This is a genomic window from Stenotrophomonas nematodicola (genome assembly GCF_009467805.1).
Taxonomy (GTDB): domain Bacteria; phylum Pseudomonadota; class Gammaproteobacteria; order Xanthomonadales; family Xanthomonadaceae; genus Stenotrophomonas; species Stenotrophomonas nematodicola.
Genome location: NZ_WIAY01000005.1, coordinates 25,181 through 43,872, shown reverse-complemented (window position 1 = coordinate 43,872; position 18,692 = coordinate 25,181). Strand labels below are relative to the sequence as shown.

The following is an 18,692-nucleotide window of genomic DNA, read 5'->3' as shown; positions in this document are numbered from 1 at the left end:
CTGGCCTGCATGGTGATCGTGTTCGGAGGCTGCGGGGACAAGGCGGCGGATGCGCCGGTGGCGATGGCGACCGATCCAGCCTTCGCGGCCGAGCAGCAGCAGTGGCGCCAGCAGCGTTACACCGACCTGGTGGCCGCCGATGGCTGGACCACCCTGGTCGGCCTGCACTGGCTGGAGCACAAGGCGCATTACATCGGCCGTGGTCCGGGCAGTGGCATCCGCCTTGCCGTGGGGCCGGACAAGCTGGGCATGGTGGCGCGCACGGGGGACCAGGTCTGGTTCACGCCCGAACGTGGCGTGGCGCTCACCGTGGACGGGGCACCGGTGCACGGGCGCATCCGCTTCTTCAGCGATCGTGATGCAACCCCGACCGTGATCGCCTTCGATGGCGGCAAGGGCCACCTGAGCCTGATCCATCGGGGCGAGCGTTTCGCGCTGCGGGTCAAACATGCCGATGCTGCCTCGCGCACCGGCTTCACCGGCCTGCTGTACTGGCCCGGCGGCCCGTCATGGAAGGTGCAGGCCCGCTTCGTTCCGCACCCGGCGGGTAAAACGCTGTCGATCGTGGACATCACCGGCCTGACCACCGCCATGCCCAACGCCGGCGCGTTGGAGTTCGAGCGCGATGGCGCCACCTACCGGCTGGAGGCCATCGGAGAACCGGGGGGGCCGCTGTTTGTGATCTTCGGTGACCGCACCAGCGGCCACGGCAGTTACCCGGCGGGTCGCTACCTGGACACGGACGCGCCCGATGCCCAAGGCCGGGTCGTGCTGGATTTCAACCACGCCTACAACCCGCCGTGCGCGTTCACACCGTTCGCCACCTGTCCGCTGACACCCCCTGAAAACCGCCTCGATCTGCGCGTTGACGCCGGTGAGAAGGCTTATCACGCACCCGAAGGAGAGGGTTGAACCCATGCGCATGTTGTCCCGTTGCCTGTTCCCGTTGCTGATCGCCGCCGGCCTGTCGTTCGGCATGCCCGCGCAGGCCCGCGCTGCCGCCCCGGCTGCAAAACCGGCGGCAAAGGCGGCCGCCCCGGTGCCGCTGTTGTGGAAGGTCACCGGCCCCGGCGACAGCCGTGTCTATCTGCTGGGCTCCTTCCACCTGCTGCGCCCCGGCGACTACCCGCTCTCGGCGGACGTGGACCGCGCGTTCGCCGACGCGCAGCGCGTGGTGTTCGAGCTGTCGCCGCAGGACATGGAGTCGCCGCAGCTGGCACAGAAGATGGTGCAGGCGGCGGTGCGTACCGATGGCAGCGAGCTCAAGCGCGACCTCGATGCGCCCACCTGGACGCGGCTGCAGGCCTATGCGCGCGACAACAACCTGCCGCTGGCGCAGCTGCAGGGCATGAAGCCGTGGTTCGTCGGGCTGACCATCACCCTCAGTCAGTTCACCAAGATGGGCCTGGACCCGAAGCTCGGTCTGGACCGCCACTTCATGACCCAGGCAGCTGCCTCGGGCAAAGCCACCGCCGGCCTGGAAGACATCGACACCCAGATCGCAGTGTTGTCGGGGATGTCGGCGCAGGAGCAGCAGCAGATGGTCGCCGAGGCGCTGGAACAGGCCGACAAGGGTGACGAGGACGGGCGCAAGCTGCACGATGCCTGGCGCCGCGGCGACGACAAGCTGCTGTGGAATTCGATGGCCACGCAGATGCGCGGCCAGTACCCGCAGTTGTACAAGCGCATCAATACCGACCGCAATGACGCTTGGGTGCCCAAGCTGCAGCAGCACCTGCAGGCCGGGCAGGGCGGTACGCTGGTGGTGGTGGGCACGCTGCACCTGCTGGGCAACGACGGCGTGGTCGAGAAGCTGCGCGCCAAAGGCTACACGGTGGAGCGGATCTGCACGGGCTGCGCCAAGCCCAAGCGCTGAGTCTGCGCGCAGCACCTGCGAAAACGGCGCGGCCCGAGGGCTGCGCCGTTTGTCGTTGCGGAGCCGGACGCGCGGTGGATCAGCGGCGCGTCTTGCCGGTGCCCGGGGTGGACGGTGCATCGGGCTTGCGTGCGCCGCCGGCGGTGCCGCCGCCCGCCGCGGGGCCGGTACCGGTGCCACCCGGACGCCCGCCGAAGCCGGTGCCCATGTTGCGCTGGAAGTCCTGCCACAGCTCCAGGTTGCGCTCGGTCAGCTGGTTCATCATCGCCCACGGCGTCTGGCCGAGCAGGTTGCCCATCTGCTGGCGGAACTGCTGCTGCTGGTCCAGGAACACCTGCATGCTGCGCTCCAGGTAATTGCCCATGAAGCCCTGCAGCGAATCGCCGTAGAAGCGGATCAACTGGCTCAGCAGCTGGGTGGACAGCATCGGTTCGCCGTCCTGTTCCTGGTCGGCGATGATCTGCAGCAGCACCGAACGGGTCAGATCGTCGCCGCTCTTGGCGTCGCGGACTTCGAAGTCCTCGCCATCCAGGATCAGCTGGCGGACGTCTTCGATGGTGATGTAGCTCGAAATTTCAGTGTCGTAGAGACGGCGGTTGGGATACTTCTTGATAATGCGGGTCGCAGCCATGAAGCAATCACTCGTCACAGTAGGCGCGCAGCATGGCGCAGTGCAGCAGCCTATGCAACCGCCGGAAGGCCCATGCGGCGGGGTATCCGGGCCGATTCATGTTGCGCAGCATGGAATTTCGAGGGGTGCAGCATTGGCGCGTGCGCCGGGCGGTGCCCGGCGGCGCACTCACCAGCCCATATGGTGGCCGCCGTTGATGTCCAGGTTCGAACCGGTGATCCAGGCCGCTTCCTCGGCCACCAGGAAGGCCACCGCATAGGCGATTTCCTCGGGCTTGCCGAGGCGGCCGGTCGGAATGTCGGCGATGATCTTGGCGCGCACTTCGTCCGGTACCGCCATCACCATGTCGGTGGCCACATAGCCGGGCGAGATGGTGTTGACGGTGATGCCGAAGCCGGCATTCTCGCGCGCCAGCGAGATGGTGAACCCGTGCATGCCGGCCTTCGCGGCGGCGTAGTTCGCCTGGCCGTACTGGCCCTTCAGACCGTTGATCGAACTGATCTGGATGACCCGGCCCCAGCCCCGGCGACGCATGCCTTCGATCACCGGGCGGGTGACGTTGAACACCGAGTTGAGGTTGGTGTTGATGACGTCGTGCCACTGCTCGGCGCGCATGCGGTGGAAGGTGGTGTCGCGGGTGATGCCGGCGTTGTTGATGAGGATCTCCACCGGGCCCAGCGCGGCCTCGACCGACTGCACCATCGCCTCGGCCGTGTCCGGGTTGGAGACGTCGCCACGGAAGAGCGCCACGTCGCAGCCGCGCGCCAGCATCATCTCCCGCCAGGCGTCGGCCTTGGCCTGGTCGCGGTAGTTGGTGGCGACCCGATGGCCCTGGTCGGCCAGGCGCTGGCAGATGGCGGTGCCGATGCCGCCGGTGCCACCGGTGACCAGTGCGACGCGAGATGTCATGAGCAGCTACTCCGAACGGCAGGGCCAGCAATAGGGGGGAAGGGGATTCTGCAACAACCGCAAAAAAAAGGGGGCGGTCACGGCGCGGCGGGGCGGAGCGGAATGTCGACCGGTGACAGGCGGCGCGGGTCGAACGCTGCGCGGGCGGCGCGCAGGGCGTCGCCGGCCTCATCGACCGTCGCCAGCGCTCCCGGGTCCTGGCCCAGCGCGGCCCAGGCCTGGCGCAGGGCCGGCAGCGGGTTGACGGCATCCACCGGCGCGGCGGCCGTGGATTTGGACAGCTTGCGGCCATCGGCATCGAGCAGCAGCGGCAGGTGCAGGTAGCGCGGGGTGGGCAGGCCGAGCGCCTGCTGCAGCAGGATCTGGCGCGGGGTGGAATCGAGCAGGTCGGCCCCGCGCACGATATCGGTGATGCCCTGCGCGCCGTCATCGACCACCACTGCCAGCTGGTAGGCCCAGTAGCCATCGGCGCGGCGCAGCACCACGTCGCCGACGTCGGCATGCACGTCCTGGCGGATCGGGCCGCGCAGGCCGTCGTTGAAGCTCACCACCGTGCCGGGTGCGACACGCAGGCGGATGGCCGGCTGGGCGCGCGGAGGACGTGGGACGCAGTGATGGTGGATGCCGCCCTGGTCGGCCAGATCGCGGCGGCTGCAATGGCAGGCGAAGGCCAGGCCGGCGTCCAGCAGCTGCGCGAGCGCGGCCTGGTAGGCAGCGTCCCGCTGACTCTGGTGCAGGACCGGGCCATCGCTGTGCAGTCCGAAGGCGGCCAGCGTGGCCAGTTGCCCGGCAACGGCTCCGGGCACGGTGCGCGGCGGGTCGACATCCTCCACCCGTACCAGCCATTGCCCGCCGGCGTGCCGCGCGAGCAGCCAGCTGCCCAGCGCGGCAAGCACGGAGCCGGGGTGCAGCGGGCCGGTGGGGGAGGGGGCGAAACGCCCGACGTAGGGAGTCATGGACATGAACTATGAATCGTCGGTCAGTTTCCGACTTGAATTCAACATGAAGGCACCGCAGATTTGCAGTCAAATCCCTCTTCAAAGCGTCCCTTTCCCATGTTCAGTCGCATTGCCCTCTTTCTTCTGACCAACCTCGCGGTGCTGATCCTGGCCGGTATCGTGATGTCGGTGCTGGGGGTCAACCCCAACCAGATGAGCGGCCTGCTGGTGATGGCGGCCATCTTCGGCTTCGGCGGTTCGTTCATTTCGCTGCTGCTGTCCAAGTGGATGGCCAAGCGCTCCACCGGCGCGGTGGTGATCACCGAGCCGCGCAACCCGACCGAGCGCTGGCTGCTGGCCACGGTGGAACGCCAAGCCCGTGCCGCCGGCATCGGCATGCCGGAAGTGGCGGTCTACGACGGCCCGGAGATCAACGCGTTCGCCACTGGCGCCAACCGCAACAAGGCCCTGGTGGCGGTGTCCACCGGCCTGCTGCACAACATGAGCGAAGACGAGGCCGAGGCCGTGCTGGGCCACGAAATCGCGCACGTGGCCAATGGCGACATGATCACGATGGCGCTGCTGCAGGGCGTGCTGAACACCTTCGTGATCGTGCTGGCCCGCGTGGTCGGTGGTGTCATCGACAGCGCGCTGTCGGGCAACCGCGAAGGCGGCGGCCGTGGCTTCGCCTACTACATCATCGTGTTCGTGCTGGAGATGGTGTTCGGCCTGTTCGCCACGATGATCTCGATGTGGTTCTCGCGCCACCGCGAATTCCGCGCCGACGCCGGCGGTGCCAACCTGGCCGGCCGTCAGAAGATGATCGCCGCGCTGGAACGCCTCAAGCTCAACCACGGCCAGAGCACCCTGCCGACCCAGATCGCGGCCTTCGGCATCGCCGGCTCCACGGCCCGCAAGCTGTTCATGAGCCACCCGCCGCTGGACGAGCGCATCGCTGCCCTGAAGGCCGCCAACAGCACCGTCGCCTGATCCCGGACGGCACTGCCCCCCGAAACGCCCGGCCCTGGCCGGGCGTTTCGTTTGCGTCGCAGCGGGAGACGACCGACGGGTCCCTACGGGGCCCACCCGTGTTCCGCCACCGACCCACTGACCACGCCGTCCTGCCCAGCCGAGGATCGAGGATGCTGGGCGGGTCGCGTCTTTCAGGTACGCCCAAACAAAAACGGCGCCCAGAGGGCGCCGTTTCCGGGCGGGTGCCGGTGCAGTCGATCAGAACTTCGCGTCGAACTCGGCAGCGTAGCCCGTGTTCACCAGCACCTTCTGCAGGATCTCGGTGTTCTTCACGTTGCCGGCCACGATCTGCTGGGTCTCCGGACCACGGCTGTCCATGCGGGCCGGGGTGGCACCCTTGAAGTCGCAGACCCGGCCGCCGGCCTCGCGGACCAGCAGAACGCCGGCGGCGATGTCCCAGGCCTTCACACCGGCTTCGAAGTACGCATCGGCACGGCCACAGGCCACGTAGGCCAGGTCCAGCGCCGCCGAACCGGTGCGGCGGATGTCCTCGGCGTGCACCAGCAGCGCATCCACGGCTTTCAGCTGGGCGCTGCTGCGCGCGCGCTCGCGCGGGGCGAAACCGGTGTGGATCATCGCGCCGGCCAGGTCCTTGCGGTCGGCCACGCGGATGCGGCGGTCGTTGAAGACCGCGCCGGCGCCGCGGCTGGCGGTGAACAGTTCATTGCGGAGCGGGTCGAAGATCACCGCGTCGATCGGCTCGCCGTTCTCGACCAGGGCGATGGACACACAGTAGTGCGGGAAGCCGCGCAGGTAGTTGCTGGTGCCGTCCAGCGGGTCGATGACCCACATGTAACGGTTGACGCCCTGCACGCCACCTTCCTCGCCCATGATCCCGTACTCGGGATAGGCGCGCTTGAGTTCCTTGACGATGACCTTTTCCGCGTCCGCATCGACTTCACTGGCATAGTCCATGCGCCCCTTCTGCACGACGTTCAACGCCTCGAGCTTGTTGATGTTGCGCAACAGGACGTTGCCGGCGAGGCGGGCGGCCTTGACCATGACGGTGACGGCGGGTTTCTGCATGGCGAAAAGCTCCCGTAAAGGCAGAGATGGGGTTTGGCGGGGGAAAAGAGCGGTCCCGGCGCAGAGGCCGGTCGCACAGTTTACCATTTGTGGCTGTCCTGCTCGCGTCTGGCCTGTTCATGTCCATTGAAACCGCTCCGTCCCGCATCCGATTCGTCCTCGTCGGCACCCAGCACCCCGGCAACATGGGGGCCGCCGCGCGCGCCATGAAGACTATGGGCCTGGGCCGCCTGGTGCTGGTGGCCCCTGAAAAGCCCCTCAACGAAGAGGCCTTCCGGCGCTCGGCCGGCGCCGAGGACGTCCTCGGCGACGCCCCGGTGGTCGCCACCTTGGCCGACGCCGTGGCCGATTGCCGGCTGGTGCTCGGCTGCACCGCACGTGCGCGCCGGGTCCAATTGGAGGAGCTGCTGCCGGGCGTTGCCGCGCAGCGCGCCCTGGCCAAGGCCGCCGAGCCGGCCGAAGTGGCCTTTGTATTCGGCCGCGAGCGTACCGGCCTGACCAACGAAGAGCTGCAGCTCTGCCACCTGGCCGTGCATATTCCCTCCAACCCCGACTTCAGTTCCCTGAACCTGGCGGCCGCCGTGCAGGTGCTGGCCTATGAGCTGAGGATGGCCAGCCTGGGGGGCGTCAGCGCCGCCGCGCCGGCCGAGCCGGGCTTCCGCGAGGAGCCGGCCAGCCATGCCCAGGTCGAGGGCCTGTTCGGCCAGCTCGGCGACACCCTGGACGACATCGACTTCCACAAGGGCCGCGCGCCCGAATCGGCGATGCGCAAACTGCGCCGCCTGTTCCTGCGCACCGAACTGAGCGAACAGGAAGTGCGCCTGCTGCGCGGCATCCTGTCCGATGCGCAGCGGATGGCACGCCTGGCCGCAGGCAAGCCTCAATGATCTGACGCAGTTCTCACTTTTTCGGGTACGCTGTTTCGATATCTCGGGGGAGCAATGACGCGTGTCAGTACTGCGATGGCTGCTGCAGGGGGGACTGCTGTGTCTGGCCATCGCTCTGGCGGTCGGTCCGGCATCGGCGGGGCCGTCCAACGTACTGGTGCTGGGACGGATAAGCGATGATCCCAAGTCACACTATGCGCAGCTGCAGCCCCTGCTGGACTACGTCGTGCCGCGCATGCGGGATGTGGGCATCACCGAAGGCCGCATTCTGATGGCCAGCGACTCGCAGCGCATGGGCAGCTACCTGCGTCGCGGCCGCGTGGACTGGGTGACAGAGACCTCCGGCACCGCCGTCGCGCTGGGCATGCGCAGCGGCGCACAGCCGTTGCTGCTGACCGAGCGCAGCGGGGTGCGCGAGTACCACACCGTGTTCTTCGTGCGCCGGGACAGCCCGGTCCGCACCCTGGAAGACCTGACCGGGCGCACCGTGGCCCTGCAGAACGTGGCGTCCACCAGTGCGTACCTGGTCCCGGTGATGACCCTGCTCGAACACGGCATGACCCCGGAGATACTGCACTCGGCAAACGACACGGCCGCGCCCGATACGGTGGGTTACGTGTTCGCGCGGTCCGAGCTGAACATCGCCACCCTGGTGCACAAGGGGCTGGTCGATGCCGGGGCGGTCAGCAGCGTGGACTGGGGGGACGACAAGCGCGTTCCACCGGTCTTCCGGCGCGATTTCCGGGTCATCCACCGTACCGAGCCGTATCCGCGCGGCGTGGAAATGGTGCGCGCCGGTCTGGACCCGCAGGTGCGTGACCGCCTGCAGCAGGTGCTGCTGGATGCAGCATCGGATCCACACGCGCAGGATGCGCTGGAAAAGTTCTTTGGTACGTCCGGGTTCCATCGGGTGGATGCGCAGATGCAGCACCGGCTGGATGAATTGAAACAGGGTTGGGCACGCGTGCGGATGGAAGTGGAATGAGGCCGTTGGGTTCCGGAATGCAGGCACGTTTCGTGCTGGCGATGAGCGGTGCCATGCTGGTGGTGGTGGCGATCGTGGCGGTCGTGCTGGGGCGCCAGGCCACCATGCAGGATGAGGTCAAGCACCTCAGTGGCAGCGTGATCCACGGTCTGTTCGACCGCAGCGTACGCAGTCGTGGCGAGGCTCTGGCGCGCGAGCTCTCCGATGCGCTGGCCAATCCGCTTTACTACAACGACCTGGAGCAGGTCGGCGCGCTGGTGCGCAACACCTCGCGGCAGCAGGTGGTGCGTTATGTGCTGGTGTTCGACGCCGATGGCCGCCTGATCCATGACGGATCGGTGGAGGTGCTGGGCTTCGGCCGTGCCATGACCGACCCGCTGGCCGAAGGGGCCAAGGGCGCCCGCCAGCTGGTGGTGCAGGAGTCGCCCAAGGTGCTGGACAACGCGATGCCGATCATGATCGGCAACCAGCGCATCGGCGGTGTCCGCGTGGGCATGGCGCTGGACGACGTGCAGGCGATGGAGCAACGCGCCAACCAGACCCTCGGCGACCGCCTGCAGCAGGTGGGCAAGCGGCACCTCGGCTGGCTGCTGCTGATGCTGGGTCTGCTGGTGGGGATCGGCGTGGTGGTGATCATCTACGTGCAGCGCACCCTGGTCACCCCGATCCGCGGGCTGGCCGCCGCCGCGCGCCAGATCGAAGCGGGCGACTACCAGGTGCAGCTGCGCGAAAGCTCGCGCAGGGACGAGGTCGGCGAGCTGGTGCGTGCGTTCGGGCGGATGAGCGAGGCCATCGCCCGGCACGACCGCGAGGTCCGGCACATGGCCTATACCGATGCCTTGACCGGCCTGACCAACCGCCTGGCGTTCCGCGAAGCGCTGGATCACCGCCTGATGGCCGCGCGCGCCTCCGGTCATCGGCTCGGGCTGCTGTTTGCCGACATCGACGACTTCAAGCGCGTCAATGACACCCTCGGCCATGAGGCCGGCGACGAGGCCCTGCTGCAGTTCGCCCAGCGCATCAGCGCGGCGGTGACGCAGGCCGGTGGCGACGAGGCCCTGCTGGCGCGCTTTGGTGGCGATGAGTTCGTGATCCTGATCGGCGATGGCGACGTCGCGGCCACCGCGCGCCACCTGGCCGAGATCCTGGTGCGCGAGCTGGGCAAGCCGCTGGTGGTGCAGGGCAGGGAGCTGTTCCTGGGTACCTCCATCGGTGTGACCCTGTTCCCCGACGATGCCGCCGACGCGACCACGCTGCTGAAGAATGGCGACATCGCGATGTACCAGGCCAAGATGGCCGGCAAGAACTGCTATCGCTATTACAGCCGTGCCATGGACCACGCGGTCGAGCGGCGCGTGCACATGGAGCAGGAGTTGCGTGGCGCCTGGGAACGCGGCGAGCTGCGGCTGGTGTACCAGCCGATCTTCCGCACCCGCGACCGCCGCATGGTGGGCGTCGAAGTCCTGCTGCGCTGGCAGCACCCGACGCTGGGCACGATCCCGCCGTCGGTGTTCATTGAAGTGGCCGAGCAGAGCGGCCTGATCGAAGTAATCGGTCCCAAGGTGCTGCGCGCGGCCTGCATGGAGGCGGTGCAGTGGCCACACGGTGCCGACAGTGACGGCCTGTTCGTGTCGGTCAACGTGTCGCCGCGCCAGCTGCGCGGTGGCGAGCTGCCCACCCTGGTCGCCGACTGCCTGCGCGATACCGGCCTGCCCGCCTCGCGCCTGCATCTGGAACTGACCGAAACGGCGGTGATCGGCGACGAGATGCTGGCCGCCGCACTGCTGGACAAGCTCCACCGCACCGGCGTGAAGGTGTGGCTGGACGACTTCGGCACCGGCTTCTCCGGGCTCAGCCACCTGCGCCAGGTGCCGGTGGACGGGGTCAAGATCGACAAGAGTTTCGTTGCCGACATGCAGCGCGATCCGGACGACCTGGCGCTGACCACGGCGATCATCGCGATGGCCCACGCGCTGGGCATCACCGTGGTGGCCGAAGGCATCGAGCAGGAAGTGCAGTTCGACCTGCTGTGCCAGCGCGGTTGCGACCTGGGCCAGGGCTACTGGCTGAGCCACCCGGTCAGCGCGACCGAGGTGGTGCAGATGATCGAGGCGGGCCGGTAACGTGGACGTCGTGATGACCAGTAGTCATCACCTGTCCGCCGATGCCCCTTATTCCCGCCCACGCCCCTAGACGGGGCGTTTGCTGGAATCGCCGGCGATCTCGCGGACCAGTTTGGGGACCAGGTAGCCGGACAGGCGTGCGGTGAGCTGGGCGTGCAGTGCCTTGGCGGTGTCGTCCGGTACCTCGAAGTGGGCCACGCCTTCGACCCGGTCCACCTGGTACAGGTAGTACGGCAGCACGCCGGCGGCGAAGCTGCGTTCGCTCAGGTCCTGCAGCGCCTGCAGGGAGTCGTTGACCCCGCGCAGCAGCACCGCCTGGTTGAGCAGGGTGGCGCCGGCGCCGCGCAGGCGGGCCATCGCCGTGTCCACGGCGGCGTCGAACTCGTTGGCATGGTTGGCATGGATCACAAATGCCACCGGCCAGGGCAGGGCGGCGATCCACTGCACCAGGGCGTCGTCCACCCGTTCGGGCAGCACCACCGGCAGCCGGCTGTGGATGCGCAGACGGCGCAGGTGCGGAATCCGCGCCAGGGCCTGGGTCAGCTCTTCCAGCTTGTGGGTGGCCAGTGACAGCGGGTCGCCGCCGGACAGGATCACCTCGTCGATGTCCGGGTCCTGCGCGATGGCGTCCACCGCCTCGCGCCAGCCCTCTCTGGCGGCATTCTCGGTGCCGTAGTCGAAGTGGCGGCGGAAGCAGTAGCGGCAGTTGATCGCACAGCTGCCGGTGGTCACCAGCAGGGCCCGGCCGCGGTACTTCTGGATCACCCCGGTGGCCTTTCTGGCCAGCCCGTCGCCCACCGCATCCAGGCTGAAGCCCGGTACTACCTGCATTTCATCGGTGACCGGCAGCACCTGCCGCAGCAGCGGGTCGTGGCGGTCGCCCGGGCGCATCCGGGCGATGAAGCCCTGCGGCACGCGCAGCGCGAACTGGCTGGCCGCCTCGGCCGAAAGGGGCAGCCCGGCCGGGTCGAGGTCAAGCTGCGCCAGCAGCTGCCGCGGGTCGCGGACCGCCTCGCGCCAGAGCTGTTGCCAGCGCACGGGGGTGGGCAGGGGCGTGGCGGAAAGCTGCATGGAATGGGGGCCTGCGGTTATCATGTCGGTCAGAAAAACGAGTCACCCCACCGGTGCCGGTGGGTTTTCCATTCTATCCGGCTCGCCGCGCCTGCGCGGCGTTTGCCCATTCAGGAGTTTCAGCATGGCCACTGTTGGCATGAACGATGTCAAGAACGGGATGAAGATCCTGGTCAACAATGAACCGGCGGTCATCACCGAGACCGAGTACGTCAAGCCGGGCAAGGGCCAGGCCTTCACCCGCATGAAGTACCGCTTCATCAAGTCGGGCCGCGTGGTCGAAATGACCATGAAGGCCACCGATGACGTGGAAAAGGCCGACGTCGTCGACACCAACATGAACTACATGTACACCGACGGCGAGTACTGGCACTTCATGGACCCGGAGTCGTTCGAGCAGGTCCAGGCCACCAAGGCCGGCATGGGCGGCGCGGACAAGTGGCTCAAGGGTGAGGAATCCTGCATCGTCACCCTGTGGAATGGCGAGCCGATCTTCGTCCAGCCGCCGAACTTCGTCGAACTGAAGATCACCGAAACCGATCCGGGCGTCCGTGGCGACACCTCGGGCGGTGGCGGCAAGCCGGCCACCCTGGAAACCGGCGCCGTGGTCCGCGTGCCGCTGTTCGTCAACCAGGATGAAATCATCAAGGTCGACACCCGCTCGGGTGAATACTCCGCACGCGCCGGCAAGTAATCCGCCCCACGGTCGGATGACGGCAGAGCCGACCGCTGGTCGGCTGTTGCCCACGACCAACGATCGGATACGGGTAGAGCCGACCGTTGGTCGGCTGCTGGTGGCGGGGTCTGAACGCGCGTCGCGAACGGCAGCCGACCAACGGCCGGCTCTACAGACGGCATGTCCCCGGCGTGTCGCCGGCACACCGCCGCCCCTCCGCTGCATCCCCCCTGCCTCAGCGAGCCCGCATGACCGACACCGCACGCATTCCCGAAGCCTGTGACCTGCTGATCGAAGCCGGTTACGTGGTCCCGATCGAGCCGCATGCGGTGGTGCTGGAAGACCATGCCGTGGCCATCCGTGGCAGCGAGATCATCGCGATCCTGCCGCGTGCCGAGGCGCGTGCGCGCTTCGCGCCGATGCAGACCGTGTCACGCCCGGACGCGGCGCTGATGCCGGGCCTGGTCAACGCGCACACCCACAACCCGATGACCCTGCTGCGCGGCGTCGCCGACGACCTGCCGCTGATGGTGTGGCTGCAGCAGCACATCTGGCCGGTGGAAGCGGCGGTGATCGGGCCGGAGTTCGTGGCCGACGGCACCACGCTGGCGATCGCCGAGATGCTGCGTGGCGGCACCACCTGCGCCAACGAAAACTACTTCTTCTCCGACGTCCAGGCGGCCGTCTACAAGCAGCATGGTTTCCGCGCCCTGGTTGGCGCGGTGATCATCGATTTCCCTACTGCCTGGGCAAAGACCGACGACGAGTACTTCGCCAAGGCCGGCGAGCTGCACGACCAGTGGCGCAACGATCCGCTGATCGGCACCTCGTTCGCGCCGCACGCGCCGTACACCGTCAACGACGCCAATTTCGAGCGCGTGCGCATGCTGTCCGACCAGCTGGACATGCAGGTCCACCTGCACACGCATGAAACCGCGCAGGAAATCAGCGATTCAATCAAGCTGCACGGCCAGCGCCCGCTGGCGCGCCTGGACCGCCTGGGCCTGGTCAACGACCGCCTGATCGCGGTGCACATGACCCAGCTCACCGAGGCCGAGATCCACCTGTGCGCCGAGCGTGGCGTCAGCGTGGTGCATTGCCCCGAATCCAACCTCAAGCTGGCCTCCGGGTTCTGTCCGGCCTGCGCCCTGCAGCGCGCCGGCGTGAACCTGGCGATCGGCACCGACGGTTGCGCCAGCAACAACGATCTGGACATGTTCAGCGAGAACCGCACCGCGGCGATCCTCGCCAAGGCCGTGGCCAACGATGCCACCGCGCTGGACGCGGCCACCACGCTGCGCGCGGCCACCCTGGGCGGTGCACGCGCGCTGGGCTTTGGCGACCGCATCGGGTCGATCGAGGTGGGCAAGCAGGCCGACCTGGTCTGCGTGGACCTGTCCGCGCTGGAAACCCAGCCGCTCCACCATGTGCTCTCGCAGCTTGTCTACGCCGCCGGCCGCCACCAGGTCAGTGATGTCTGGATTGCCGGCCAGCCCAAGCTGGTCCAGCGCGAACTGGTTGGCATGGACACGGCGGCGATCGTCGCCAACGCGCGCCAGTGGCGCGAGCGCATCCGCCACATCCGTGCTTGATGCACCAAGGATCCCCATGAACGCCCCCCACGCTTCCACCAATTTCGATCAGGCCGAACTGGACAAGTTCGCCGCACTCGCCAACCGCTGGTGGGATGCGGACGGCCCGCAGAAGCCGCTGCACGCCCTGAACCCGGTGCGCCTGCAGTACGTGGCCAGCCGCGTACCGCTGCGTGGCGCACGGGTGCTGGACATCGGCTGCGGCGGTGGCCTGCTCAGCGAAGCACTGGCCAAGGAAGGCGCCGAGGTCACCGCGATCGACCTGGCCCCGGAACTGGTCAAGGTCGCGCGGCTGCACAGCCTGGAGTCTGGCGTCACGGTGGACTACCGCCTGCAGGCCGCCGAGGACCTGGCCGCCGAACAGCCGGGCAGCTTCGATGTGGTCACCTGCATGGAAATGCTGGAGCACGTCCCCGACCCGGGCGCGATCATCGCCGCCTGCCACCGCCTGCTCAAGCCCGGCGGCCAGCTGTTCCTGTCCACCGTCAACCGCACCCCGGCCGCGTTTGCGGTGGCCATCGTCGGTGCCGAGTACGTAGCGCGGCTGCTGCCCAAGGGCACGCACCATTACCAGGACTTCATCAAGCCGGCCGAACTCGGCAAGTGGCTGCGCGAGGCCGACTTCACCCTGCGCGATGTCAGCGGCATGGCCTATGAGCCGTGGCGCAACCGCGCGCGTCTGAGCAGCCGCACCGACATCAACTACCTGGCCTATGCCGTGAAGCCGGACGATGCTGCCGGTGTCTGAGTCCGCAGGTCACGCGGGCATGTTCCCGCAGGCGGTGCTGTTCGATCTGGACGGCACACTGCTGGACAGCGCCCCGGACATGCTGGCCACCGCCAATGCGATGCTCGGCGCGCGCGGCCGTGCTCCGATCAGCCTTGACGTCCTTCGCCCGGTGGTGTCCAAGGGCTCCCGGGCGATGGTATCGGTCGCGTTCCCGGAGCTGGGGCAGGCCGAGCGTGACGCGCTCGTGCCCGAATTCCTGGAGCGCTATGAAGGCCTGATCGGCCGCCATGCCGTGCTGTTCGACGGCGTGGCCGGCATGCTCGACGCGCTGGAGGCGGCCGGCTGCCGCTGGGGCATCGTCACCAACAAGCCGGAATACCTGGCGCGGCTGATCGTGCCGCAACTGGGGTGGGAACAGCGCTGTGCCGTGCTGATCGGCGGCGACACGCTGGCCCAGCGCAAACCGCATCCGTTGCCGCTGCTGGCGGCGGCCGAACGTATGGCGATGGCCCCGGCCACCTGCATCTACGTCGGCGACGACGAGCGCGATATCGTCGCTGCCAACGCCGCCGGCATGGCCTCGGTGGCCGCGCTGTGGGGCTACCGCCTGGACGCCGACGACCCGCACGCGTGGGGCGCCGAACGCATGGCCGAACACCCCGCGCAGCTGCAGCGCCCCGACGCCTGGCCGCCCGCGCGCGGGTAGACCGGACGACCGGCCGATGACCCACTCCGGCAGGTGCCAACCGTGGGTCGGCACATTTCCCCAGGCAAGTGCGGACCGTGGGTCCGCACAGCATTTGAAGGACTTCCCGTGACAACTTCCAGCGCCCTGGACAGCTTCCTGGACAAGTGGCGAACCCGCTGGCCGGAATGGTCGGTAGCCGAACCTTTCGTGCCGGAGGCACAGCGCCTCCGCGTGGTGGCGTGGTTCGCGCTGCTGCAGGAGTTCGACGACATCCTCAATATCGGCGGCGACCCGACCCCGGCCGACGCCAAGCTGGCGTGGTGGGGCGAAGAGCTGCGCAGCTGGGCCGCCCAGCGCTCCAGGCATCCGCTGGGCCGTGTACTGGAACCGTTGCGCGCGCCGTGGGCGGAACTGGCCCAGACCCTGCCGGACCTCATCGACGCGCGTGCCGTGCCGGTGGACCCGGCGCAGGCGCTCGCCGCGCTGCGCGCCTACGCCGCTGCGGTGGCCGCAGTGGAGGCGGTGATTTTCGAGGCGGCTGTCCGCGGTGACACCACCACGCCGGTGGTGCTGCAGACCCTGGCGCAGCGACTGCACGAGGCCGGCGTCGCCGCCGTGCCACGCGCATTGCTGGCGCAGGGCGAGCAGGACGTGGCGCAGCGCTGGGGGCAGCAACTGCTGCGCGACTGGCCCGCGCGCGTGGCCGGGCCGCGCCCGCGCCGCCTGTATGCCTCGCTGGCACGCACGCGCCAGCAGGCCTGGGTGCAGGGGCGCGAACTCAAGGCAACGCCGCTGCGTACGCTGCTGCGCACCTGGTGGGCAGCCCGCGGCTGATCGCTGGGGCAGGGTGGGTACCGACCGTGGGTCGGTACGCCTTCGTCAGCGCCGCTCCAGCACCAGCAGCGGATCGATGCGGGTATCGAACCAGTTCATGCCCCAGTGCAGGTGCGGCCCGGTCGCACGACCGGTGGCGCCGACTGCGGCGATCACCTGGCCCTGTTCGACCCGGTCGCCGACCTTCACGTCGATGCGCGACAGGTGCAGGAAGTTCGAGCTCACCCCATAGCCGTGATCAAGCAGCAGGGTGCCACCGGTGAGGTACAGGTCCGGCCCGGCAAACGTGACCACGCCAGCGGCCGGTGCTTTCACCGGCGTGCCGGTCGGCACCGCGATATCCATGCCCGAATGCCCGGCGCCGGGTTGCCCGTTGTAGACGCGTGCGTTGCCGAAGCGACCGCTGATGCGTCCCTGCACCGGCCAGATGAACGCCTGCGCGAAATCGGTCCGGTCGTCGTCGCGGGCGCGGGCAGCAGTGACCTGGGCCTGCTCGCGTTTGATCCGCTCGGCAATCGCCGGCGGCGGGTTGACCGTCTTGGGAGGGACGCCGTTGACGCGCTCCACCGGCCAGTCGCGCGGCGTCACCGCGATGCTGGCCGTCTCGGTGGCGCCGTCCGGGCGTCGCACCTGCACCTGCAGTGGGCCCTTCTCGTCGCGGCCGATGCCAAACACGACACTGCCGTAGCCGCTTACCCGCAGCGTGCGGCCGCCGTACTGCACCGAGCTGCCGGCGGGCACCTTTCCGATCACCATCGCACCCTGCGAGGCGCTGGCCGGGAACACCACGCGGGTGTCGGCCTGCGCCTGGGCGCCCACGGGCAACAGCAGGGCGCCCAGCGTCGCCCCGCCCGCCAGAAGCAGGCTCCAGCCCAGCAGACGCGCCCGCATCAGCGGTCGAAGCTCATGCGCTGGCCGTTCGGCGACCCGACCAGCCGCTCGCCGTCCCACGCAAGCTGGCCGTTGACCCAGGTCGAGGCGATGCGCGAGCGGAAGGTCATGCCCTCGAACGGCGACCAGCCGCACTTGGACAGCACGTCCTCGCGCTTCACCGTGAACGGCACGTCTTCGACCAGCACCAGATCGGCGAAATAGCCCTCGCGCAGATAGCCGCGCTGGCTCACGTCGAACAGCTGCGCCGGGGCGTGCGCGAACTTCTGCACCACCTGGGTGATCTCCAGCTTGCCTTCGTGCACCAGCTCCAGCGCGGCCACCAGCGCGTACTGCACCAGCGGCAGGCCGGACGGCGCCTGCGCATACGGCTTCTGCTTCTCTTCCCAGGTGTGCGGGGCATGGTCGGTGGCCAGTACGTCAATGACGTCCTCGGCCACCGCGCGGGTCAGGGCCTCGCGGTCGCTGGCGTCCTTGATTGCCGGGTTGCACTTGATCAGATTGCCCAGCCGCGCGTAATCGCTGCGGTCGAAGCGCAGGAAGTGGATGCAGGTTTCGGCCGTGATCTGCTTGCGGCTGCCGTCGGCGCGGATCAGTGGACCCTTCTCGAACAGCTTCAGCTCATCGGCGGTGGAGATGTGCAGCACGTGCAGGCGGGTGCCGTGCTTCTTCGCCAGCGCCACCGCCAGCTCCGACGACTTCAGGCAGGCCTCGCGCGAGCGGATATCCGGGTGCTGTTCCGCGCTCAGCGCGTCGCCGTATTTCTCGGCGTATTCCTTCGCCTTGGCGTCGATCATCGGGGTGTCTTCGCAGTGCGTGATGATCGGCGTGGGGGCGTACTTGAAGATCGCGTCCAGCGTCTCCGGGTTGTCCACCAGCATGTTCCCGGTGGAGGCGCCCATGAACACCTTGATGCCCGGCGATTGCTTCGGGTCCACCACCTTGATGTCGGCCAGGTTGTCGTTGCTGGCGCCCATGTAGAAGCCGTAGTTGGCGCGTGCGCGGCCGGCGGCAGCGTCGTATTTGGCCTGCAGGACCGCTGCATTGAGCGTCGGCGGATTGGTGTTGGGCATGTCCATGAAGCTGGTCAGGCCACCGGCCACGGCCGCCGCCGATTCCGTGGCGATATCACCCTTGTGGGTCAGGCCCGGTTCGCGGAAGTGCACTTGGTCATCGATCATGCCCGGCAGCAGCCAGCGCCCGGCGGCGTCGACCACGGTCTCGCCCGGGCGCGCCTCCAGGCCGGTGCCGATCTGCGCGATGCGGCCGTTTTCGATGCGCAGGTCGCCGTCGGTGATGCGACCTTCGTTGACCAGGCGGGCGTTGACGATGAGCGTGGAGGACATTTCAGTGTTTTCCTGTGCAGCGGCAAGCGGCGTGCGGGGCGCGCGGCGGCACCTCGTCCACGCCACCGGGATGGAAGGGATGGCAGCGACCGAGCCGGCGGGCGGCGAGCCAGCTGCCGCGCGCGGGGCCATGCAGGGCGATGGCTTGCATGGCGTATTCAGAACAACTGGGCACGAAGCGGCAGCGCGGCCCCAGCAGCGGGCTGATGAAGCGCTTGTAGAAGCGCAGCAGGGCAATGAGCAGGCGCGAGATCACCCCGCCATCTTAGAGCAGTTGGCATGAAGGCCGCATTTGTCGCAGGATGGGGCGTTGGACCCGCTCACGCCCACGCGCGTGGCGGGCCGCCCCGGTGGCATCACCGGGTCAGGTGCCGAACTGCGCGAGCCGGTCCGCCCAGCGGGCAGGCCGGCTTCACCCCTTGCGACTCCGGGGCTGAACGGAGTAGGCGGTGTGGTT

19 protein-coding genes are annotated in these 18,692 nt (G+C 68.4%); 11 read left to right on the top strand and 8 right to left on the bottom strand.

Annotation, left to right across the window (positions count from 1 at the left end; all coding sequences use genetic code 11):
- Nucleotides 1-9: 9 nt before the first annotated feature.
- Nucleotides 10-912 (top strand): DUF1684 domain-containing protein, encoded by a 903-nt coding sequence (locus GDJ08_RS14700; protein ID WP_017357616.1) that lies wholly within the window; start codon nucleotides 10-12, stop codon nucleotides 910-912.
- Nucleotides 913-922: 10 nt separating this feature from the next.
- A complete protein-coding gene (locus GDJ08_RS14695; protein WP_051008666.1) occupies nucleotides 923-1,876 on the top strand; it encodes a TraB/GumN family protein in 954 nt (317 codons plus the stop codon).
- Nucleotides 1,877-1,955: 79 nt separating this feature from the next.
- On the opposite strand, the gene phaR is transcribed toward GDJ08_RS14695, so the two are convergent.
- From phaR to gluQRS, 3 genes are all read right to left on the bottom strand, one after another.
- Nucleotides 1,956-2,507, bottom strand: a complete 552-nt coding sequence (gene phaR / locus GDJ08_RS14690) for a polyhydroxyalkanoate synthesis repressor PhaR (RefSeq protein ID WP_136003247.1) — start codon at nucleotides 2,505-2,507, stop codon at nucleotides 1,956-1,958.
- Nucleotides 2,508-2,675: 168 nt separating this feature from the next.
- On the bottom strand, nucleotides 2,676-3,416 hold the full coding sequence (gene phbB / locus GDJ08_RS14685) for an acetoacetyl-CoA reductase (protein ID WP_017354975.1): 741 nt from the start codon (nucleotides 3,414-3,416) through the stop codon (nucleotides 2,676-2,678).
- A gap of 77 nt (nucleotides 3,417-3,493) precedes the next feature.
- Entirely contained in the window at nucleotides 3,494-4,378 is an 885-nt protein-coding gene (gluQRS, locus tag GDJ08_RS14680) for a tRNA glutamyl-Q(34) synthetase GluQRS (protein ID WP_153165163.1), read from the bottom strand.
- 93 nt (nucleotides 4,379-4,471) lie between these two features.
- On the opposite strand from gluQRS, the gene htpX reads away from it, so the two are divergent.
- Nucleotides 4,472-5,344, top strand: coding sequence for a protease HtpX (htpX, locus tag GDJ08_RS14675; RefSeq protein WP_017354973.1), 873 nt, complete (start codon nucleotides 4,472-4,474; stop codon nucleotides 5,342-5,344).
- A gap of 240 nt (nucleotides 5,345-5,584) precedes the next feature.
- Here htpX and GDJ08_RS14670 read toward each other — a convergent pair whose 3' ends face one another.
- Nucleotides 5,585-6,412 carry an inositol monophosphatase family protein gene (locus tag GDJ08_RS14670; protein WP_017354972.1) on the bottom strand — a complete coding sequence of 276 codons (828 nt, stop codon included), beginning with the start codon at nucleotides 6,410-6,412 and terminating at the stop codon, nucleotides 5,585-5,587.
- Nucleotides 6,413-6,531: 119 nt separating this feature from the next.
- On the opposite strand from GDJ08_RS14670, the gene GDJ08_RS14665 reads away from it, so the two are divergent.
- The 3 genes from GDJ08_RS14665 to GDJ08_RS14655 all read left to right on the top strand — a co-directional run bounded on the left by GDJ08_RS14665 (nucleotide 6,532) and on the right by GDJ08_RS14655 (nucleotide 10,407).
- Nucleotides 6,532-7,299 carry an RNA methyltransferase gene (locus GDJ08_RS14665; RefSeq protein ID WP_017354971.1) on the top strand — a complete coding sequence of 256 codons (768 nt, stop codon included), beginning with the start codon at nucleotides 6,532-6,534 and terminating at the stop codon, nucleotides 7,297-7,299.
- Nucleotides 7,300-7,360: 61 nt separating this feature from the next.
- Nucleotides 7,361-8,284, top strand: coding sequence for a phosphate/phosphite/phosphonate ABC transporter substrate-binding protein (locus GDJ08_RS14660; RefSeq protein WP_017354970.1), 924 nt, complete (start codon nucleotides 7,361-7,363; stop codon nucleotides 8,282-8,284).
- Entirely contained in the window at nucleotides 8,281-10,407 is a 2,127-nt protein-coding gene (locus tag GDJ08_RS14655; protein WP_136003249.1) for a putative bifunctional diguanylate cyclase/phosphodiesterase, read from the top strand. The genes GDJ08_RS14660 and GDJ08_RS14655 overlap by 4 nt, the downstream gene beginning before the upstream one ends.
- A 66-nt stretch (nucleotides 10,408-10,473) precedes the next feature.
- On the opposite strand, the gene epmB is transcribed toward GDJ08_RS14655, so the two are convergent.
- On the bottom strand, nucleotides 10,474-11,478 hold the full coding sequence (gene epmB, locus GDJ08_RS14650) for an EF-P beta-lysylation protein EpmB (RefSeq protein ID WP_136003250.1): 1,005 nt from the start codon (nucleotides 11,476-11,478) through the stop codon (nucleotides 10,474-10,476).
- Nucleotides 11,479-11,602: 124 nt separating this feature from the next.
- Here epmB and efp point away from each other — a divergent pair, with 124 nt between their 5' ends.
- The 5 genes from efp to GDJ08_RS14625 all read left to right on the top strand — a co-directional run bounded on the left by efp (nucleotide 11,603) and on the right by GDJ08_RS14625 (nucleotide 15,998).
- Complete coding sequence (gene efp, locus GDJ08_RS14645; protein ID WP_017354967.1) at nucleotides 11,603-12,172, top strand: elongation factor P; 570 nt, start codon at nucleotides 11,603-11,605, stop codon at nucleotides 12,170-12,172.
- Between the two features lie 230 nt (nucleotides 12,173-12,402).
- Nucleotides 12,403-13,746 carry a TRZ/ATZ family hydrolase gene (locus GDJ08_RS14640; RefSeq protein WP_017354966.1) on the top strand — a complete coding sequence of 448 codons (1,344 nt, stop codon included), beginning with the start codon at nucleotides 12,403-12,405 and terminating at the stop codon, nucleotides 13,744-13,746.
- A 16-nt stretch (nucleotides 13,747-13,762) separates the two neighbouring features.
- A complete protein-coding gene (gene ubiG / locus GDJ08_RS14635; RefSeq protein WP_017354965.1) occupies nucleotides 13,763-14,494 on the top strand; it encodes a bifunctional 2-polyprenyl-6-hydroxyphenol methylase/3-demethylubiquinol 3-O-methyltransferase UbiG in 732 nt (243 codons plus the stop codon).
- A gap of 19 nt (nucleotides 14,495-14,513) precedes the next feature.
- Nucleotides 14,514-15,182 carry a phosphoglycolate phosphatase gene (locus GDJ08_RS14630; protein ID WP_153165230.1) on the top strand — a complete coding sequence of 223 codons (669 nt, stop codon included), beginning with the start codon at nucleotides 14,514-14,516 and terminating at the stop codon, nucleotides 15,180-15,182.
- A gap of 108 nt (nucleotides 15,183-15,290) precedes the next feature.
- A complete protein-coding gene (locus GDJ08_RS14625; RefSeq protein ID WP_153165162.1) occupies nucleotides 15,291-15,998 on the top strand; it encodes a squalene/phytoene synthase family protein in 708 nt (235 codons plus the stop codon).
- 45 nt (nucleotides 15,999-16,043) lie between these two features.
- Here the strand turns inward: GDJ08_RS14625 and GDJ08_RS14620 are convergent, their stop codons facing one another.
- Genes GDJ08_RS14620 through yidD form a run of 3 tightly spaced genes read right to left on the bottom strand, consistent with a single transcriptional unit; the run spans nucleotide 16,044 to nucleotide 18,491 of the window.
- Nucleotides 16,044-16,889 carry a M23 family metallopeptidase gene (locus GDJ08_RS14620; protein WP_136003252.1) on the bottom strand — a complete coding sequence of 282 codons (846 nt, stop codon included), beginning with the start codon at nucleotides 16,887-16,889 and terminating at the stop codon, nucleotides 16,044-16,046.
- On the bottom strand, nucleotides 16,889-18,235 hold the full coding sequence (locus GDJ08_RS14615) for a dihydroorotase (protein ID WP_136003253.1): 1,347 nt from the start codon (nucleotides 18,233-18,235) through the stop codon (nucleotides 16,889-16,891). The genes GDJ08_RS14620 and GDJ08_RS14615 overlap by 1 nt, the downstream gene beginning before the upstream one ends.
- Nucleotide 18,236: 1 nt before the next feature.
- On the bottom strand, nucleotides 18,237-18,491 hold the full coding sequence (yidD, locus tag GDJ08_RS14610; protein ID WP_136003254.1) for a membrane protein insertion efficiency factor YidD: 255 nt from the start codon (nucleotides 18,489-18,491) through the stop codon (nucleotides 18,237-18,239).
- Nucleotides 18,492-18,692: the final 201 nt, after the last annotated feature.

What these genes read in the sequence shown, in the direction of transcription:
- GDJ08_RS14640 (WP_017354966.1), top strand. Translation starts at nt 12,403, where the DNA reads ATGACCGACACCGCACGCATTCCCGAAGCCTGTGACCTGCTGATCGAA.
- GDJ08_RS14670 (WP_017354972.1), bottom strand. Translation starts at nt 6,412, where the DNA reads ATGCAGAAACCCGCCGTCACCGTCATGGTCAAGGCCGCCCGCCTCGCC.
- phaR (WP_136003247.1), bottom strand. Translation starts at nt 2,507, where the DNA reads ATGGCTGCGACCCGCATTATCAAGAAGTATCCCAACCGCCGTCTCTAC.
- epmB (WP_136003250.1), bottom strand. Translation starts at nt 11,478, where the DNA reads ATGCAGCTTTCCGCCACGCCCCTGCCCACCCCCGTGCGCTGGCAACAG.
- GDJ08_RS14665 (WP_017354971.1), top strand. Translation starts at nt 6,532, where the DNA reads ATGTCCATTGAAACCGCTCCGTCCCGCATCCGATTCGTCCTCGTCGGC.
- GDJ08_RS14700 (WP_017357616.1), top strand. Translation starts at nt 10, where the DNA reads ATGGTGATCGTGTTCGGAGGCTGCGGGGACAAGGCGGCGGATGCGCCG.
- htpX (WP_017354973.1), top strand. Translation starts at nt 4,472, where the DNA reads ATGTTCAGTCGCATTGCCCTCTTTCTTCTGACCAACCTCGCGGTGCTG.
- GDJ08_RS14620 (WP_136003252.1), bottom strand. Translation starts at nt 16,889, where the DNA reads ATGCGGGCGCGTCTGCTGGGCTGGAGCCTGCTTCTGGCGGGCGGGGCG.
- GDJ08_RS14615 (WP_136003253.1), bottom strand. Translation starts at nt 18,235, where the DNA reads ATGTCCTCCACGCTCATCGTCAACGCCCGCCTGGTCAACGAAGGTCGC.
- GDJ08_RS14655 (WP_136003249.1), top strand. Translation starts at nt 8,281, where the DNA reads ATGAGGCCGTTGGGTTCCGGAATGCAGGCACGTTTCGTGCTGGCGATG.
- gluQRS (WP_153165163.1), bottom strand. Translation starts at nt 4,378, where the DNA reads ATGTCCATGACTCCCTACGTCGGGCGTTTCGCCCCCTCCCCCACCGGC.
- GDJ08_RS14695 (WP_051008666.1), top strand. Translation starts at nt 923, where the DNA reads ATGTTGTCCCGTTGCCTGTTCCCGTTGCTGATCGCCGCCGGCCTGTCG.
- phbB (WP_017354975.1), bottom strand. Translation starts at nt 3,416, where the DNA reads ATGACATCTCGCGTCGCACTGGTCACCGGTGGCACCGGCGGCATCGGC.
- GDJ08_RS14630 (WP_153165230.1), top strand. Translation starts at nt 14,514, where the DNA reads ATGTTCCCGCAGGCGGTGCTGTTCGATCTGGACGGCACACTGCTGGAC.
- efp (WP_017354967.1), top strand. Translation starts at nt 11,603, where the DNA reads ATGGCCACTGTTGGCATGAACGATGTCAAGAACGGGATGAAGATCCTG.
- ubiG (WP_017354965.1), top strand. Translation starts at nt 13,763, where the DNA reads ATGAACGCCCCCCACGCTTCCACCAATTTCGATCAGGCCGAACTGGAC.